Here is a 17,605-nt window from a genome sequence, read left to right on the forward strand (position 1 = left end):
GGAAGAGATAAAGAAAATAGTTTCCGACAATTCATCTAATGAAATCCCGACTGAGTTAAAACTATGGGATGGAGAAGTTGTAAATGTAGTAGGACCATTAGAAAAGAATATATCCTTATTAGAAGTTCTGTACCCTGTAACATTTACTCTATCAATTGTAATAGCAGGTATATTAGTTTTTATAATGGTACTACGACGTACAACAGATGTAGCGATTTTACGAATATTAGGTGTAAAGGAAAAAGAAGTGAGATGGAATTTATTTAGGGAAAATCTTATATTGGTACTAATTGGTATTTCTTTAGCATGTATAACAGTATTTGCTATATCCATAAAATCCTATCCAATAGACATGACGAAATATATAATAGTATCAGGTGGATATCTGTTAGGATCTACAGCAGGGCTAGCACTAGGTATAGGAAAGGTAACCAATAAAAAGCCACTAGAAATGCTTCAGGTAAAGGAATAGATATAAGGGGGAAATCAATATGGCAAAGTTAGAACTGGAAAATATTTTTTATAGATATAAAGGTGCAGATAAAGACGTACTGAGGGATATAAATTGTACCTTTGAAGGAGGAAAATTAAATGCAATTGTAGGACCTTCTGGCAGTGGGAAAACTACTTTGCTTTCCATAATGGCAGGACTAGACGAACCGACTCAAGGGAAGATTTCCATAGATGGAAATGATTTAAAGGATATGGATTTAGATGAATACAGGAGAGATAATGTTTCAATGATATTTCAAGCATTTCAGTTATTCCCTTTGCTTACTGCTTTGGAAAACGTAAGTTTTCCTATGGAATACAAGGGAATACCTAAAGAAGAGGCAAGAGAAAAGGGAAAAATGGTGTTGGATTCCTTGGGGATAGATGGAGATAAACTATCTCGCTATCCTTCCAATCTATCAGGAGGAGAACAGCAAAGAGTAGCCATAGGAAGGACATTAGCCACAGGAGCAAAAGTAATCCTTGCCGATGAGCCTACGGGAAATCTAGATGATGAAAACAGTGAACGAATCATAGATATACTGAAACAACTAGCTCATCAACAGGATTTCTGCATAATCATAGTAACTCATGATATGGAAATCGCAGAAGAATCGGATCATGTATGGAGAATTAAGGATGGAACTATTGAGATGATAAAATAAAGACTTAGGAGAGAGTATCTATGCAAGTCTTTCTCCTAATATAATAAGCGAGGTTTTATTATGTTTAAAGATTTTAGGAATAAATATAAAGATAATATAAAGGACTTTGTACAGGTATTCTCTTGGTGCATCAGTCTTTCTTGGAAAGTTTCCCCGATATACACCTTGTTGAGAGTCTCCTCGGAACTATTTAATCCTATATTAAATATAGTAGGTGCTTTTGTTTCAAAACAGATAATCAACTATATATCTGGATATACAGGGGGCTATCATAGCAGATACATATATAATCTTTTGATTTTAATGGCATTAATAGCATTGGTAAAAGTAATTATGATAAAGGTTCAAATATATACTAGAATGGTTCATTCAGAGGAATTGGACCAGTGGATGGTAAGAAATATGATGGATTTTTCTTTTGATGTAGATTTGGCTTATTTTGATGACCCCAATTATCAAGATAAGATTACATCAGCTATGAGGGACGGATCAATTCTTATTCAAGCCTTAGGGTCAAGTATTTCAGCTATATCTGCTGCTATATCATTTTTAATAGCCTTTGTAATTCTCTCAAAAGAAAATATATTTTATTCCCTATTAATGATAGCAGTTGCGATACCATCTGGAGCAGCCCTAAAATATTATACGGAATCTCTTTACGACTTAAGTTTAGACCAAATAGCAAATAGAAGAAAGCTATCTTATATTCAAAATATTGCTTTTGATAGAAGATTTAGCCAAGATATGAGGCTTTTTCAATCCAGCAAAATGCTTAAGGATTCTTATGATAAGCTATGGGGCAGACTATTTATTCAGCGTAAGAAAATTTTAAAAGAAAGATCGAGAGTAACACTTATCTTAGATTTTTTACCTGAGATAGTCTTGGTTATCGTTAGCGGACATATTATTTTCAATATATTAGATGGAAAATTATTAATAGGAGATTATGTATTTTTAAGCGGATTATTAGGACAACTATGGTATTCTACATCAGGGTTTATAGCCTCTACTATGGAAATAGTTGAAAATAAGCTGAGGATGAATAATTATCAGTCCTTATTCAAATACATCAACAGGATTCAGGATGAAGGCGAATTGGAGTTAAATAAAGTAGAGAGTATTGCTTTTGAAAATGTTAGTTTTATATATCCTCTTAGTGAAAAGTATGCCCTAAAAGATATTAGCTTCTATATTGATGCTCCAGAGCATGTAGCTTTTGTAGGATTAAATGGTTCTGGAAAATCAACTCTTATAAAATTATTATTAAGATTTTATGAGCCGACTTCCGGGATGATTAAGATTAATGGTATAGATATAAGCTTATATTCTATTGGCTCTCTGAGAAAAGCTTTCAGTGTTTACTTTCAGGATATGAATAACTTTGCTTTTAGTATTAGAGAAAACTTTCATTTAACAAATCCAAATGAAATAAATAAAGATGATAAGATAATAGAAGCATTGGATAAATCAGATTTTATGGAGATATTAAGCTTAAACGATGCTGGATTAGATGCATATATATCAAAATTCTTTACTTCAGAGGGTTTAATTTTATCGGGAGGACAAACACAGAAACTAGCATTAGCTAGGGTGTTATATAGAAAAGATACTATTCTCATTTTAGATGAGGTATCTTCCAATTTAGACCCTAAAGCAGAGCATGAAATTTTTAATAAGCTACAGGAGATGACTAGGGGCAGATTAACTTTATTTACATCCCATAGACTTTCTAATTTATCTCTGGCTGATAGGGTTATAGTATTGGAAAAAGGTGAAATTATAGAGGATGGTAAACCAGAAAAACTATTAAAGGATAATAAACGATATGCTGAACTCTTTAGATACCAGCAAAAGAAATATATGGTAAAAGCCGAGGGATAGATTATGAAAATAGCTGTAATAGATGAAGGTGTAATATCGGAATTAAAGGATGAATTAAATATAATAGAGGACTTGATTGTAAATGACAAGAACTTGGTGGTAAATAGGTCAGATGATATTCCAGCGATAACAGACCATGGTTTTAATGTATGCAAAATTATAAATTTATATGCTCCGGAAGCGGAGCTGGTGAGTATAAGAATATTTACTACATTAGAGATGAAGACAAGTATTGAGGCTTTGATGGCTGCCTTTGAATACTGTTTAGATAAGAGAATCCCGATTATACACTTAAGTGGAGGTACGGTAAATCTTTCTGATGATTATCGTTTAAAAAATATAATTAAAAAGATTATAAATAATAATCAGATAATCGTGGCAGCTCATAGTAATAATAAAGGTCTTTCTTTCCCAGCTGCTTATTTAGGTGTTTTTTCTGCTAGAGCTGATGAACTGTATAATTCTTATAATAATGTTAGAGATAGATGGGGATATAGCTTTTTGATGCCCTCTAAGCATAGAATAAATATAAACAAAAATTTCAATTATGTTACCCAAATAGCCAACAGCTATGCAGCACCAGCCTTAACAGCAAATATACATAATATTATCAAATCTAATAACAGTAGTAAGTCAGCAACAATATTAAATGAATTAGGTGTGACTAATAATATGTTTTTATGTGAACATCCAATTTTTTTTGATAAGGTTACTATAATTAATCTAGATAGGAAAGTAATTCTAGAAGAAGCTCTACCCTTTGAGGTTATAAATATATATAATGATATAATATTTGAAGCAGATGGTGATGATTATGTATTTATCCCTCATAACGATAAAGAGGTTAATGTTAAAAAGCTCAGAGGATTTTTAAATGCACTTCCTGTTAATGATAATATAATTCGTGTACTTTACTTAGGCATAATGGATAGTGATATTGAGTCAATAATGAAATGTTATCCATTTGAATTTTGGTTGTTGCCAGCTGATGATACTTATCCAATTTGTGCTTCTAATATTGTATTAACTAATTGTGCTACTATATATTTTCAAGGAAACAAAGAAGTTGTGTACTATATCATGACTCGATTAAGAGATGCTTTCCTAGATGATGGGTTTAATTGTTTTGCTATTTCAGATTATTTAGAAGCTACTTTATATGGCATGTACTACTTTAAAGATTTAATTAACTCTATTAGAAGGCAGCAGTTAGAATATGTTCTTGAACCAGATGTTGAATTAGTATATGCCAAATCTGAATCTTGCAGAGAAATAGAGGATTCAATGTTAATTGAAGTTATGGAAGAATGTGATAAGATAAAGTTGTCAATTAGTGTTGGAAATACCAAAGAAGAAGTAGATATATGCGGTCAAGAAGATATTAAAAAGTTGTTTGCTAAAATTATAAATATGGGATAAAATTTTAGATACGAGAATATAGAATATGGCAACTAATATAATACAACATATTACAAGGGGGAAGATGAAAACGTTATATGCTAAAATAATCAAAAAAGCTGTTTATATTTTCTTTATTGCCTTTGTTCTGATATATACTATTCCATTTCCAATTAATAAGGAGCTTGATGCCGTGGAAATAAAACTGGATGATCCCTCCTATCTAGAAACACATAAGATTTATATTTCAGGAAAATATAGATTTAATCTATTTACAGACAATACTTTTCAAGGTCAAATTTCTGTTCCTGAATATGAATTAACCTCTAATGAAATGGAAAGGCTACAATTTATAAAAGGAATAGATCATGAATCGCCATTAGTATATACTTACAAAGAGGGTGTTGGTACTGATGGACGTCCAATCACAAAATACTATCATTTTGGAAAGATTGTGTCTAGGCCACTTTTGTATAGAACGGTGATAGTGCTATATGAACAGTATGAAGGTAAAGATGGTGACTATGGTGGACATTTCAACAGTAATATAGGCCATTGTATTGTTCCATTTGTAAGTGATCGTGAAGAAGCCTTAAAGATATTGGAGAAATATGATATACTCCCATCTAAATAGTAATAAACAAAATCCCCTGCAAAGATCCTTTATAAAGAGTCCTTGCAGGGGATTTCTTATTCCCAGTCCTTACAAACATCTATCCATTTACAGCTTTTAGATATTCTTTCCAATTCATCTAAATTAAGTTCAATAGCAGAATTGCTGCTGCCACAGGCAGGAAACATCGTAGCAAATCTTCTCATAGAATCATCTAGATATACTTTTATATTGCTAGGCAGAGCAAAGGGACATACACCTCCGACCTCATGACCTGTAAAGCTTACGGTATCCTCTGGAGATAACATTTTGGGCTTAAAATTAAATTCACTTTTAAACTTTTTGTTGTCAACCTTTGCGTCTCCTGCAACTACTACAATCATGGCTCCATCTCCATCATAGAAGGATAGAGATTTTGCGATTCTTGCTTCTTCAGTACCCAAAGCAATTGCTGCCAATTGAACTGTAGCAGTTGATTGTTCCATTTCAAGAACATCTTTATCCTTATTGAATTGCTTTAAATATTCTTTTACTTTTTCTATAGACATTTTTCCATTACTCCTCTAAATTATTAAGTATTTCAACCATAATACAGCAAATCCTAAAAAAAATCAAGTTTAAGTAAAAATAAAAGACTCCATATGTCCAAATAAAAAAGGATGGTTCTTCTGCACTATAGAAGAATCATCCGCTCGTGTCATATATCTATAATTTACATAATTCAGATGCTATTTGTGCTCCTAGCTTTACATTGTTATATACCAATTGAATATTTGCTGTAAGACTTTTGCCTTCTGTTAGTTTCTGAATTTTATCAAGTAAATAAGGGGTTGTTTCCTTTCCTTTGATACTAAATTTTTCTGCTTCTACAATTGCATCATTTATAGCATTATTTATATATGAGTAATCCATAGCATATTCTATAGGAATAGGGTTGGCAATTACCATAGAGCCTTTCATATTTAAATCTTCCTTTGCCTTTAAGGCTCTTGCAATTTCATAGGGAGTATCCATTCTATAATTTACTTTAAATCCACTTTCTCTAGTATAAAATGCAGGGAGCTCATCTGTTTGATAGCCAATAACGGGAACACCTTTGGTTTCTAGATATTCCATAGTTAAACCAAGGTCCAAAATGGATTTTGCTCCAGCACATACAACGGCTACGTCAGTATTAGAAAGTTCCTCGAGGTCAGCAGAAATATCCATAGTTGTCTCTGCACCTCGATGGACTCCGCCAATTCCACCTGTAGCAAAAACTTTTATTCCGGCAAGAGAAGCGATTATCATTGTAGCGGCAACAGTTGTGGCACCATCTTCTTTCCTTGAAACAAGAATAGGAATATCCCTTCTGCTGGCTTTTGTCACGTTAAGTCCCTTTTTACCAAGATGGTCAATTTCCTCATGAGTAATACCTACAGTAAGCTTTCCACCTATTATAGCAATAGTTGCAGGGATAGCTCCATTTTCCCTAACTATCTTTTCAACTGTTAAAGCGGTTTCTACATTTTGAGGGTAAGGCATGCCATGGGATATAATAGTAGATTCTAATGCTACTACAGGTCTATTTTCATCAATAGCCTTTTGTACTTCAGGATTTATTACTAAAATATCTTTTAAATTCATCATATTACCTCCAATTATTTTCCATTATATTTTCAATATTTTGTGCTGATATATCTTTTGATACTGTTTGATTTGATCTTACACAAATATAAGATGCGGCTAGGCCGGCTTTAGCTGATTTTTCTAAATCAAAATCCTTTAAATACGCCCAAGCAACAGCAGCTATATAACTATCACCTGCTCCAGTAGTATTGATTATTTCAGTTGGTATAGGTAAGATACTGCCTTTAATAGTCCCATCAGTATAGTATACACCCCTAGCACCTAAAGACACAAACAGTCTTTTAATACCTTTTTTAAGGATAATACTAGTTGCCTTTTCTAAATCTTCTGCGGTGATAATTTTCATATTAGAAAGAATTTCTGCTTCTATAATATTAGGTTTTAAGGTATGAACGTTACGAATAGAATCTTTGATTTTTTCAGTCTTTTTAGTAGAAACGGTATCAAGAAATATAGGAACTTTAGAATTATCCATTAGATATTCCAATGACTCTTCAGGGATGTTAGTGTCTACTACACATGCTGCTCCGCCATTGATTATTTCAAGCTTTTTTTCTAAATAACTGGGAGTTATATATTTGTAAATCTCCATATCAGAAATGGCTACTTGCATTTCACCTAATTCATTATTAATACAAATATAAGTAGAAGTTCGTTCATTAGGCATAATCTGAGAATGTTCTAAGCTAATATTAAGTTCCTTACAGCTATCTTCTATTTCACGAGAATAACTATCATTTCCTAATACAGTTATAAATTCTATATTAATTCCTAATCTACTAAGGTTTTCAGCAATATTTCTAGCAACTCCACCTAATGTCAATGTTGTTCTACCTGGATTGGAATCATTGGGGTTTAAATCATAATAGGGTGTACCTATAATATCAATATTGGCACCACCAATAACAGACACATATTGTCTTTCCATCTATTTACCTACCTCCTGAATACCATAATATATCTTTATAGTAAACTTAGTATCTAAGATTGTCAACGGCTTACAAATGGATTTATGGGAAAAAATAAAGAAGTAAAATTGGATTTTCTGAAATAAGAACTAAAATCAAAATAAAATCCAATTCTTCAGAAGAAGAATTCGATTTTATAGATAGAACCTGCCCAGTTCAAGACACTATGACAAATTCACCTACTATGAAAACTGAGTTTGTTGCAGAGAAATAAGAGTTAGATAAATGGTATAAAATATAAGGTGGAGTATACTGATAAGCTCCACCTTTATCTATTCTAATATTTAAAACAATATATGCATAAACAATGCAGTTATAGGTATAGCTATAATAGTTCTTTCAAAGAAACATATGATTAATTCACTTAATTTTACTGGCAATTTTGCTGCCATCATTACAACTATAGTTTCAGAGAAGAAAATAATTTGGACTATTGAAATAGTTGTGACTACATATCTAGCACCGATATCTAACAACTCTACTTTATCAGCAATTAATAATACTGGTAAAAACATTTCAGCGATTCCTACTGGGAGAGAAGGTGCTATTTCAACGGCATTAGGTACTTGAAACAACTTAAGTAGTGGAACAAATAGAGCTCCAAGCCAATTAAAAAAAGGAGTATATTCAGCAACAATTAGTCCTAAAATTCCCATGGAAGCTAATAAGGTCAACACCTTAGGAAATACAATATATCCGTCAATTAAACTAGATTTTATTTCACTGAAAATATTATTAGCAGTATAAGATTTTTTTATAGCCCTATCCAATCCTGTTTTAATAATTCCTTTTCCCTTATTTTTTTGAGTTTTAATATCGTCTTTCGTTTGAACTTTACCATTATAGTAAATATCTTTTTTTCTACATAAAGGTGGTATCCTTGCCATTATTGCACTAATCAATAGAGTGATGAATAATGCTATAAAATACACTTTTAAGAAATGATCAGCTAAACCTGCCGTTTTAATTACCATATAAGCAAATCCTACACTTACTGCACTAAATCCTGTGGCAACGAGGACAGCTTCTTTCTCTGTATAGACTCCTGTATGATATAATTTATTTGTAATCAAAACTCCTACTGAGGAGGAACTAACAAAAGATGCTATAGCATTTACTGCTGCTCTTCCAGGAACTTTAAAAATAGGTCTCATCAGAGGTTCCATCAATGACCCAACAAAATCTATTACTCCATAATTTAATAGAAAAGGCATAAAGAAACAGCCAACTGGGATTATCCAAGCTACACCCATTACTATTGCTGGGACAACAGTTCCGCCGGTGCTAGCTCCTACTATCCATTCTGGACCTGTAAACCCAGAAACTGTTGCATCCAGAGTATATAATAAGGTAAAGAAACCACCTAGTAAATACATGAAGGGATGAAACACAGAATCTTCACCAAAATAGTTACCTAACATAGTATCTTTTTTAGCAAAAAATTTTCCATATACGCTTAAAACTCCAGTAAATACTATAACTAAGGTTATTAACCATAGTCCAAAATTTCCTAAAGCCTTTATAAAGAAATTGTAGATAAAACCAAAAGGAACATCTGCCGTTCCATTTATGGTTAAAGGTATAAAGAATACGAATATGGCAATTGCAGTAAAAAAAACAGATTTTATCAAACCTATTTGGCTGCTTTTTTTGTTTAAGGATAAAGAGTCTAGAACTGTAACATCATTTAAATCTAGATTTAATTTTTTTAGTTCTTCTAAATTATCTCCCCTAATCAAAGTATCGGACATATATAAATCCTCCAGTCTTTGGTTTATTTTTATCTTATTATCTACTATTTTTTTTCTTTAGAGCAAGGATTGATAAAAACTCAAAAGCAATATTAGCAGCCATATATGATGTAATCTCTCCAAAATCATATGGTGGTGCAACTTCAACAATATCAAAACCTACAAAGTTTAATTCCTTAATTCCTCTAATTAAATTTAAAGTTTCAAGGGAAGTGAATCCTGCTACTTCTGGTGTTCCTGTACCAGGAGCATAGGCTGGGTCTACAAAATCAATATCAAAGGTAAGAAAAGCTTTTTTATCTCCTACCCTTTCTTTAATTTGTTTTAATAGCTCTTCAAAGCCCATTTCTCTGATTTTGTGAGCTGGGATTAGCTTTAGACCTAGTTCAGCAGCCATTTTATGTTCATTAGGGTCATATAAGGAGCCTCTCATACCAATTTGGATAGAATGTGAAGGATCTATTAAGCCTTCTTCAATAGCTCTTCTAAAAGGAGTTCCATGATTGTATTTTTCACCAAATACTTCTTCATTAATATCCGCATGGGAATCAAAATGAACCAATGCTACTGGACCATGTTTTTTGGCAATTGCTCTTAATTCAGCAAGGGTTATTGAGTGATCTCCTCCTAAAGCTATTGGTGTAACATCTGCATTGACGATTTTAGTCATTTCCTTTTCGATTTTTTCATAGCTAGGTAGTATATAGCCTGGGACTATATTTATGTCCCCATAGTCTCCGCCCTTTAGCTCATCTAAGATATTGATTTCCATTATTACATTATTAGGCTTCATCATTACAGAAATGTTTCTGATTCCATTAGGACCAAATCTTGCACCTGTTCTAAAGGAACTTGCTGTGTCAAAAGGAATGCCCACAATAGCAAAGTCTAAACCTTCTAATTTATCAATTCTTGGCATCCTCATAAATGTACCCATATTAACAAATCTTGGTGAGGATGAAGCACTTGCTGGTTGGTTTGCATTAATATTTTCCATTTTTATACCTCCAAATAAATTTTATTTTTCGATATACTATATAGCAAGTCCTATGCCAAAAAACCAACCTGATAAATCAAGGGTTTACAACAAGAAAACTGAAAACAGGAGGAATAATTTCCTCTGCAAAATGCTTAAATGATTATAAAATAAGAGCCAGTCAATACCAATAATTTAAGGAGGAATAATTTCCTTGTGGGAAATCAGTCCTCCTTAAATTCTAGTTTGATATTTAGCCTTTTGAATTTCTTTCTTATGGTACTCCTATCTAAGTCTAGTATTTCACCCATTTCATAGGTGCTTTTGCATTGAGACATTATATCTAGGAGTAGTTTTCTTTCATATTCTGCAATAATATTTTTATAGCTGCTGATTTTATTTATATCAAAGTTTGAATAATCTCCTATAGAAACTAATTGGCAATCAATGATATCCTGTCTATTAATAATATCATCATTAGTTGTGACCACTAGTCTTTCAATAAGGTTTTCAATTTCTCGAATATTTCCAGACCAATTATAACTCAACAATATTTTCATAGCTTCTGGACTTATCTTTTTATTATAATTATATTTTTCATTAAACCTATTTAAGAAATTTAAAATGAGAGGGGGTATATCTTCTTTTCGCTCTCTTAGTGGAGGAATTGTTATGGGAACAACCTTGAGTCTATAATACAAATCTTCTCTAAAAGCTTTATTTTTTACCATATCTTGTAGATTTCTATTAGTAGCTGCAATAATTCTAATATCAATAGGAATAGTAGTTGTGCCTCCAACCTTAGTTAATTCTTTATTTTGTATTACATTTAATAATTTTACTTGTAAGTTAAGTGGTAACTCTCCTATCTCATCAAGAAATAAAGTTCCTTTATCTGCTAATTGAATTAATCCCACTTTTCCATCTTTATTTGCACCAGTGAAAGAGCCTTTTTCATAACCAAATAATTCTGATTCTAAAAGATTCTCGGGTATTGCACCACAATTAATTTTAATAAAAGGCTTATTATATCTAAGACTGTTGTTGTGTAAGAAGTAACTTAAAACTCCCTTACCAACACCAGACTCACCTTCAATAAGAACTGTTGAATCAACTTTAGCAACCCGAAGGGCTAGATCTATTATTTTATCCATCTTGTCACTATTATAGATGATATTGCTATTCTTTGCTTTATCCTTAGAGCTGATAATATCCAATTCCTGTTGATATTTTTTGTTGATTAATTTAGCTTCTTCGAGACCTCTTTTCAAATCCCTTAATTCAGTTATATCTCTAGAATTGATGACAATTCTATATAATTCTCCATTTTTAAATATTGGAGTTCCAGTTCCTATAACTTCTTTACCATTTACTTGTTGGAGCATGGAAATTTGTTTTTTTTCTTTAATTACAGCTAAAGCAACGGACTCTGAATATATACCTTCTGCTACTAATTCTTCCATATGTTTTCCTATTACATAATCAGCCTTTACACCATCAATTCTTTCACAGGATTTATTAAATCTTAAAGTTACTCCTTTTCCATCAGTAATATGTATTCCATCATTTGAGGCGTCGAGAATAGCATTAAATTCTTCCATTAAATCCTCATAAGCATTTTCGCAGTCTTTTATTCTATTATGTTTTACGGTAATAGGAAAAATATCTGTAAAGTTATTTTCATTCATAATTTTATCCTCCACAAAAGTTAAAAATCTTTCTAAGTTTTCATTTCTATTTTCTAATACTTATATTATATCATTTGAATTTATTTTATTTAACAAAATAGATTATATACTATTAATTCGGTATAGTATAATAATATACTTACTTTATTATACTAACTATGGTATAATATTAATAGGTGGTGAATGAAAATGGAAAAATATCATTTATGTCCAAAATTTGAAGATGCATTTGAATTGTTAGGAAAAAGATGGACTGGACTAATTATAAGAACATTATTAAATGGACAAAAACGTTTTACTGATATATCAGCAGCAATACCTAATATGAGCGCACGAATGCTCACAGAAAGATTTAAAGAACTAGAGCAAGAAGGCATAGTTATACGAAAGGTATATCCAGAAACCCCTGTAAGAATTGAATATGAGCTTACAGACAAAGGAAAGGAACTTAGCACAGCCATGGATGAAATACAAAAGTGGGCTGAAAAGTGGGGCTAATAACTAAATGAACTATCAAAAATCCTCTATTTTAATTAGAGGATTTTTTTATAACCCACAGGAAAGTTTTATCCCATTTTAATTGTAACTTTCAATAGAATGGATTTAGAAAAATGCTTCCTAAATTGATAATTCAATGGAAGTATTTTTTATTTAAAATATTTTTAAATTCTGCTTGACATATAAATTATCTTATGTAATAATATAATTAAATTAAGTAACTAAAAGTAACTAAGTAATAAATGAAAATAAAATATAAAAAAATAACTAAATAAAGGAGAGAAGATTATGTTAAGAAAGTTAGATAATAAAAACATGGGTAGATCTGATTTAGGCTGGCTAAAAAGTATTTTTCATTTTTCTTTTTCAAACTATTACAATAAGGATAATATGAACTTTGGAGTGTTAAGAGTATTAAATGATGATTTGGTTAAAACTAATACCGGATTTGAAATGCATCCTCATAAAGATATGGAGATAGTATCCTATGTAGTAGATGGAGAGCTTACACATGGAGATAGTATGGGGAATAAAAATACTATCACAAGAGGACATGTACAATATATGAGTGCAGGGACGGGAATCTATCATAGTGAACATAATTTAGGAGAAAATACTTCAAGGTTTTTACAAATATGGATAATTCCAAATGAAAAAGGACTTACGCCAAACTATGGTGATTATAGGTTTCAATGGGAAGATAGAAGGAATAAATGGCTTCAAATAGTATCAAGTACTGAAGGAAATGCACCTATAAAAATATATCAAGATGCAAATATACACGTACTAGAATTAGAAAAAAATAAAGAAATAGATTTTAAAGTTAGAGAAGGAAGACAGGCATATTTAGTACAGATAGAAGGGATTTCAGAGATAAATGAAATTGAATTAAAGGATAGAGATGCATTGGAAGTAGTAGAAGAAGATATACTAATAAAAGCAAGAGAAACATCTCATGTTTTGGTAATAGAAATGAAAAAAGGAAATTAAATGGAGGAATAGAAAATGACTATGAATTTTAATCAAGCAGTAGAAAAAAGAAGAACATATTATGGGATTAGTAAGGATAAAGTAGTATCTGACGAAAAGATTCAAGAAATTATAGAACATGCAGTAAAACATACACCATCAGCTTTTAACTCACAAACTGCGAGAGTAGTGTTGCTATTAGATAAACATCACACTAGATTATGGAATATAACTAAAGAAGCATTGAGAGAGATAGTAGCAGCTGATAAATTTTCTTCTACAGAAGAAAAGATTAACTCATTTAGCGCTGGATATGGTACAATTTTATTCTTTGAAGATACTAACATAGTAGAATATTTGCAAAGAGAATTTCCAACTTATAAAGATAATTTCCCTATCTGGTCACAGCAATCAAGTGGAATGCATCAATTTGTAATATGGACATCATTAGAAATAGAAGGATATGGAGCATCATTGCAACATTATAATGAACTTATTGAAGAAGATGTGAAAAAAGAGTGGAATATACCTAGCAGCTGGAAATTAATTGCTCAGATGCCATTTGGAAAACCAACTACTGAACCAGGAGAAAAAGAATATAGCTCTTTAGAGGAAAGAATTAAGATATTTAAATAATAATAAATACTCCTTTCTAGGAATAATCAAATAAGATTAAACTAGAAAGGAGTATTATTTTATCGTATAACCTTTCTTAAAAAGTCTTGAGTTCTCGGATGTTCTGGATTATTAAATATTTTATCAGGAGTACCTGTTTCTACAATTCTTCCATCATCCATAAAGATAACCCTATCTCCCACTTCCTTAGCAAATCCCATTTCATGAGTAACTACTATCATAGTCATCCCGTCCTTCGCTAAGGACTGCATTACATCCAATACCTCTCCAACCATTTCCGGATCTAGGGCAGAGGTTGGTTCGTCAAACAACATGAGATCTGGTGACATTGCCAATGCTCTTATAATGGCTATTCTTTGTTTTTGTCCTCCAGATAATTGATTTGGGTAATTATATGCCTTATCCTCTAAACCAATTCGTTTAAGCAAGCTCATGGCAATTTTTTCAGCTTCTTCACTAGCGATGTTTTTAACCTTTATAGGTGCTATGGTTATATTTTCTAAGACTGTAAGATGAGGAAATAGGTTAAATTGCTGGAAGACCATACCCATTTTTTCTCTTACCTTGTTTATATCTGTATTTTTATCAGTAATGGATTTGCCCTCGAACATTATATCTCCACTACTTGGATTTTCCAATAGATTTAGACATCTTAGAAAAGTGCTCTTTCCAGATCCACTAGGACCTATTATTACAACTACCTCACCTTTTTTTATATCTTCATCAATTCCTTTTAATACATCTAAATTACCAAATTTTTTATAAAGATTCTTTACTTTTATCACTAGCACCTAACCTCCTTTCCAAAATACCTAATAGCTTTGAAAGTGAGAATGTAATAATAAAATAAATAATACCTGCATATATTAAAGGAGCAAAAGGCCTATAAGTTATACCTCTTAAAGTGTCAGCATTATACATTAGATCTTGTACTCCAATAACAGATATTATTGCAGACTCTTTTATCAGAACAATAAATTCGTTACCTAATGCTGGCAATATATTCTTAAAAGCTTGCGGAATAATTATATATTTCATTGCCATACCTTGAGGCATACCTAAAGACCTTGATGCCTCCATTTGACCCTTGTCTATAGATTGAATCCCTGCTCTTATTATTTCTGCCACATAGGCTGCACTATTTAAAAATACAGCTATAGTCCCAAGAAATATTCTAGAAGATGGTAAAGGGATCAATTTTGGAAGTCCGTGATATACTAAAAATATTTGTAGTATTAAAGGAGTTCCTCTAACAATTTCTATATAGGATGTAGCAATCCCTTTTAAAAACTTATTGTTTGAAAGTTTCATCAAAGCTAATAATATTCCTACTAAGCTTCCAAAGATTACACCAAATAATGAAATAAGAAGGGTTGTGCCAGTACCCTTTAAAAAATAACTATAATATTCAACAAAAAATTCTATATCCATGGATACACCTCCTAAAGATTTAAGCTATATAAAAGATATGGGCAAAAGGAAATACCTGTTTCCTTTTGCCGATTATATTTTAAATTAATCTTGATCTGCTAATTCGGTTGCTTCTTGAATTAGCTTATCTATTGAGCCATCTTTTATTAGCTTGTCCAGTGTTCCATTAATAGATTCCAACAAATCTGATTTACCTTTATTGATTGCCACTGATACACCAGATTCTTCACCTAAAATAACTTCAGGCATATATAAGTTTGAGTTTTGAGCTATATAAGCTTCAGCTACTGGCTCAGCCAGTATTATACCATCTATTTTATTATTATTAAGTTCAAGTACTAAATCAGTAATTTTACTTAATCCTATTACTTCAGCATCAGTAAATTTCTCTACTGCAATTTCCTCTTGGGTTGTTGACTTTTGTACCCCTATTTTAAGACCTTTAAAGTCCTCTGGTCCTTTTAATTTAGCAGCATCTTCTTTTCTTACGATCATTCTCTGTTTACCTGCATAATATGGTATAGAAAAATCTACAACTTTAGCTCTCTCTGGTTTTGGTACCATACCAGCCACTATAAAATCAATATCATCAGTAACTAGTGATGCTAATAAACCATCAAATTTCATATCGACAATTTCAAGTTCTACTCCGATATCGGCTGCTATCTGTTTAGCAATTTCAATATCAAATCCTACTATTTCATCTTTACCATTAATTAACTTATGAAATTCATAAGGTGGATAATCTGCTGATGTACCTAGAACTATCTTGTCTTTTTCTTTTATTTCAGTAAGCTTACTTCCAGATGACTTATTGCATCCTACCATTCCAATCATCATACTTATAACAAGAATACCAATAATTATTTTTTTATACATTTTTATTCCTCCCAAAATTATATATTATAGTTATAATTTTGAGGAATGTCTGGTGTCTTCGGAATTCTTTCCAAGCTTAATTGTAATAGAATTCCAAGTGCTCTCGTAGGTGTCTGGACTTTTCAAGATTAAGGCCTCCTTTGCATAGTATAATAAATTTTAAAAACCATTATATTACAGAAAATATAAAGATGCAAGAAGTTTTTTAAAAAACTTCTTGCATCTTTTTTAAATCAGGAAATTTTTACTTATCAAAAATAGAAATCATTATAACTGCTAATAGTATTAATCCAATTCCAAAGATAGTCTTTAGTCCAAAACTTTCATTTAATATTAATATTCCTATAATAACACTGGTAATAGGTTCAAAAGTACTTAAAATAGATGTATTTTGAGGACCAACTATTTTGATTCCAATTTGAAAAAAATTTACGCCTAATCCTACTGATAAAGATAAGAATAGCGCCATCAGCCATCCTAAGGGTTTCATATTTATTGTAAATGTTCTAGTTATTATACTAAAGATTAGCATCATAATAGATGCAATTAAACATAGATAAAAAGTTAATTTCATTGTGTTCATTTGCTTTAGACCACTTTTATCTAAGTAGATAGTATAAAAGGCAAAAGTAATACTTGATGCAAAAGCAAGGAATATTCCAGCGAAATTAATATTTCCATTACCATCATAGAACATCAGGACTCCTAGCAAACAAAGTATAACTGCAATTATTTTTATGATACTTGGCTTTTCTTTAAAAAATAATATACAGCCAAGTATTACAAATACAGGATATATGAAATGGATTGTTGTTGCCATGCTAGAAGGGATGTAGTTATAGGATAAATATAATAATAATGCTGTTGCTCCATATCCTAATGTACCTACAAAGACTATTTTTTTAAACTCTTCTTTTGTAATTTTTAAAGTTTCCTTATCATTTCTCTTAATTAACAAGTATAAAAAAGGAAGTATCAATGAAAACCTATAAAATGTCAGACTTATTGCATTACCACCTGATTCATAAACAATTTTAGCCATTAGAGGCATACTTCCAAAAATAGTTGCAGAAATGATAACTGCTAATATACCTTTAGATTTGATACTCATAATCAATCCCCCATTATGTA

The 17,605-nt window shown here is 31.3% G+C and carries 18 protein-coding genes; 8 read left to right on the top strand and 10 right to left on the bottom strand.

The features are described from left to right. The 5 genes from RDK80_RS16305 to RDK80_RS16325 form a co-directional block, all read left to right on the top strand. A partial coding sequence (locus RDK80_RS16305; RefSeq protein WP_308524879.1) for an FtsX-like permease family protein occupies positions 1-472 on the top strand: 472 nt, incomplete at its 5' end. Between the two features lie 19 nt (positions 473-491). Then, positions 492-1,157 (top strand): ABC transporter ATP-binding protein, encoded by a 666-nt coding sequence (locus RDK80_RS16310; RefSeq protein ID WP_308524880.1) that lies wholly within the window; start codon positions 492-494, stop codon positions 1,155-1,157. A gap of 60 nt (positions 1,158-1,217) precedes the next feature. After that, positions 1,218-3,038, top strand: coding sequence for an ABC transporter ATP-binding protein (locus RDK80_RS16315; protein ID WP_308524881.1), 1,821 nt, complete (start codon positions 1,218-1,220; stop codon positions 3,036-3,038). Positions 3,039-3,041: 3 nt separating this feature from the next. Further along, positions 3,042-4,457, top strand: coding sequence for a S8 family serine peptidase (locus tag RDK80_RS16320; RefSeq protein WP_308524882.1), 1,416 nt, complete (start codon positions 3,042-3,044; stop codon positions 4,455-4,457). Between the two features lie 64 nt (positions 4,458-4,521). Next, complete coding sequence (locus tag RDK80_RS16325) at positions 4,522-5,070, top strand: hypothetical protein (protein WP_308524883.1); 549 nt, start codon at positions 4,522-4,524, stop codon at positions 5,068-5,070. Positions 5,071-5,126: 56 nt separating this feature from the next. On the opposite strand, the gene RDK80_RS16330 is transcribed toward RDK80_RS16325, so the two are convergent. The 6 genes from RDK80_RS16330 to RDK80_RS16355 all read right to left on the bottom strand — a co-directional run bounded on the left by RDK80_RS16330 (position 5,127) and on the right by RDK80_RS16355 (position 12,061). Further along, positions 5,127-5,597 carry a YbaK/EbsC family protein gene (locus tag RDK80_RS16330; protein ID WP_216559803.1) on the bottom strand — a complete coding sequence of 157 codons (471 nt, stop codon included), beginning with the start codon at positions 5,595-5,597 and terminating at the stop codon, positions 5,127-5,129. Between the two features lie 157 nt (positions 5,598-5,754). Then, the gene (locus tag RDK80_RS16335; protein ID WP_308524884.1) at positions 5,755-6,675 is read right to left on the bottom strand and encodes a pseudouridine-5'-phosphate glycosidase; all 921 of its coding nucleotides are present in this window, start codon (positions 6,673-6,675) and stop codon (positions 5,755-5,757) included. Positions 6,676-6,679: 4 nt separating this feature from the next. Continuing rightward, entirely contained in the window at positions 6,680-7,606 is a 927-nt protein-coding gene (locus RDK80_RS16340) for a PfkB family carbohydrate kinase (protein WP_308524885.1), read from the bottom strand. 324 nt (positions 7,607-7,930) lie between these two features. Then, entirely contained in the window at positions 7,931-9,397 is a 1,467-nt protein-coding gene (locus RDK80_RS16345) for a nucleoside recognition domain-containing protein (protein ID WP_308524886.1), read from the bottom strand. Between the two features lie 37 nt (positions 9,398-9,434). Beyond that, positions 9,435-10,394 (bottom strand): agmatinase, encoded by a 960-nt coding sequence (gene speB, locus RDK80_RS16350; RefSeq protein ID WP_308524887.1) that lies wholly within the window; start codon positions 10,392-10,394, stop codon positions 9,435-9,437. Between the two features lie 203 nt (positions 10,395-10,597). Further along, on the bottom strand, positions 10,598-12,061 hold the full coding sequence (locus RDK80_RS16355) for a sigma 54-interacting transcriptional regulator (protein WP_308524888.1): 1,464 nt from the start codon (positions 12,059-12,061) through the stop codon (positions 10,598-10,600). Between the two features lie 189 nt (positions 12,062-12,250). On the opposite strand from RDK80_RS16355, the gene RDK80_RS16360 reads away from it, so the two are divergent. The 3 genes from RDK80_RS16360 to RDK80_RS16370 all read left to right on the top strand — a co-directional run bounded on the left by RDK80_RS16360 (position 12,251) and on the right by RDK80_RS16370 (position 14,164). Next, a complete protein-coding gene (locus RDK80_RS16360) occupies positions 12,251-12,559 on the top strand; it encodes a helix-turn-helix domain-containing protein (protein WP_094903738.1) in 309 nt (102 codons plus the stop codon). A gap of 288 nt (positions 12,560-12,847) precedes the next feature. Next, the gene (locus tag RDK80_RS16365; RefSeq protein WP_094903739.1) at positions 12,848-13,549 is read left to right on the top strand and encodes a pirin family protein; all 702 of its coding nucleotides are present in this window, start codon (positions 12,848-12,850) and stop codon (positions 13,547-13,549) included. A 15-nt stretch (positions 13,550-13,564) separates the two neighbouring features. Continuing rightward, positions 13,565-14,164: a nitroreductase family protein gene (locus RDK80_RS16370; RefSeq protein WP_256310928.1), complete on the top strand. Its 600-nt coding sequence runs from the start codon at positions 13,565-13,567 to the stop codon at positions 14,162-14,164. Between the two features lie 59 nt (positions 14,165-14,223). Here the strand turns inward: RDK80_RS16370 and RDK80_RS16375 are convergent, their stop codons facing one another. The 4 genes from RDK80_RS16375 to RDK80_RS16390 all read right to left on the bottom strand — a co-directional run bounded on the left by RDK80_RS16375 (position 14,224) and on the right by RDK80_RS16390 (position 17,585). After that, positions 14,224-14,949 (bottom strand): amino acid ABC transporter ATP-binding protein, encoded by a 726-nt coding sequence (locus RDK80_RS16375; protein ID WP_308524889.1) that lies wholly within the window; start codon positions 14,947-14,949, stop codon positions 14,224-14,226. Further along, positions 14,924-15,595, bottom strand: coding sequence for an amino acid ABC transporter permease (locus RDK80_RS16380; protein ID WP_256310927.1), 672 nt, complete (start codon positions 15,593-15,595; stop codon positions 14,924-14,926). The genes RDK80_RS16375 and RDK80_RS16380 overlap by 26 nt, the downstream gene beginning before the upstream one ends. Before the next feature lie 84 nt (positions 15,596-15,679). Further along, positions 15,680-16,474, bottom strand: coding sequence for a transporter substrate-binding domain-containing protein (locus RDK80_RS16385; RefSeq protein WP_256310926.1), 795 nt, complete (start codon positions 16,472-16,474; stop codon positions 15,680-15,682). A 244-nt stretch (positions 16,475-16,718) separates the two neighbouring features. Further along, entirely contained in the window at positions 16,719-17,585 is an 867-nt protein-coding gene (locus RDK80_RS16390) for a DMT family transporter (protein WP_256310925.1), read from the bottom strand. Positions 17,586-17,605 lie beyond the last annotated feature (20 nt).

This window comes from uncultured Tissierella sp., assembly GCF_902479755.1.
Taxonomy (GTDB): domain Bacteria; phylum Bacillota; class Clostridia; order Tissierellales; family Tissierellaceae; genus Tissierella; species Tissierella carlieri.

Coding starts and splice junctions, on each gene's coding strand:
- RDK80_RS16310 (WP_308524880.1), top strand. CDS start 492: ATGGCAAAGTTAGAACTGGAAAATATTTTTTATAGATATAAAGGTGCA.
- RDK80_RS16315 (WP_308524881.1), top strand. CDS start 1,218: ATGTTTAAAGATTTTAGGAATAAATATAAAGATAATATAAAGGACTTT.
- RDK80_RS16320 (WP_308524882.1), top strand. CDS start 3,042: ATGAAAATAGCTGTAATAGATGAAGGTGTAATATCGGAATTAAAGGAT.
- RDK80_RS16325 (WP_308524883.1), top strand. CDS start 4,522: ATGAAAACGTTATATGCTAAAATAATCAAAAAAGCTGTTTATATTTTC.
- RDK80_RS16330 (WP_216559803.1), bottom strand. CDS start 5,597: ATGTCTATAGAAAAAGTAAAAGAATATTTAAAGCAATTCAATAAGGAT.
- RDK80_RS16335 (WP_308524884.1), bottom strand. CDS start 6,675: ATGAATTTAAAAGATATTTTAGTAATAAATCCTGAAGTACAAAAGGCT.
- RDK80_RS16340 (WP_308524885.1), bottom strand. CDS start 7,606: ATGGAAAGACAATATGTGTCTGTTATTGGTGGTGCCAATATTGATATT.
- RDK80_RS16345 (WP_308524886.1), bottom strand. CDS start 9,397: ATGTCCGATACTTTGATTAGGGGAGATAATTTAGAAGAACTAAAAAAA.
- speB (WP_308524887.1), bottom strand. CDS start 10,394: ATGGAAAATATTAATGCAAACCAACCAGCAAGTGCTTCATCCTCACCA.
- RDK80_RS16355 (WP_308524888.1), bottom strand. CDS start 12,061: ATGAATGAAAATAACTTTACAGATATTTTTCCTATTACCGTAAAACAT.
- RDK80_RS16360 (WP_094903738.1), top strand. CDS start 12,251: ATGGAAAAATATCATTTATGTCCAAAATTTGAAGATGCATTTGAATTG.
- RDK80_RS16365 (WP_094903739.1), top strand. CDS start 12,848: ATGTTAAGAAAGTTAGATAATAAAAACATGGGTAGATCTGATTTAGGC.
- RDK80_RS16370 (WP_256310928.1), top strand. CDS start 13,565: ATGACTATGAATTTTAATCAAGCAGTAGAAAAAAGAAGAACATATTAT.
- RDK80_RS16380 (WP_256310927.1), bottom strand. CDS start 15,595: ATGGATATAGAATTTTTTGTTGAATATTATAGTTATTTTTTAAAGGGT.
- RDK80_RS16385 (WP_256310926.1), bottom strand. CDS start 16,474: ATGTATAAAAAAATAATTATTGGTATTCTTGTTATAAGTATGATGATT.
- RDK80_RS16390 (WP_256310925.1), bottom strand. CDS start 17,585: ATGAGTATCAAATCTAAAGGTATATTAGCAGTTATCATTTCTGCAACT.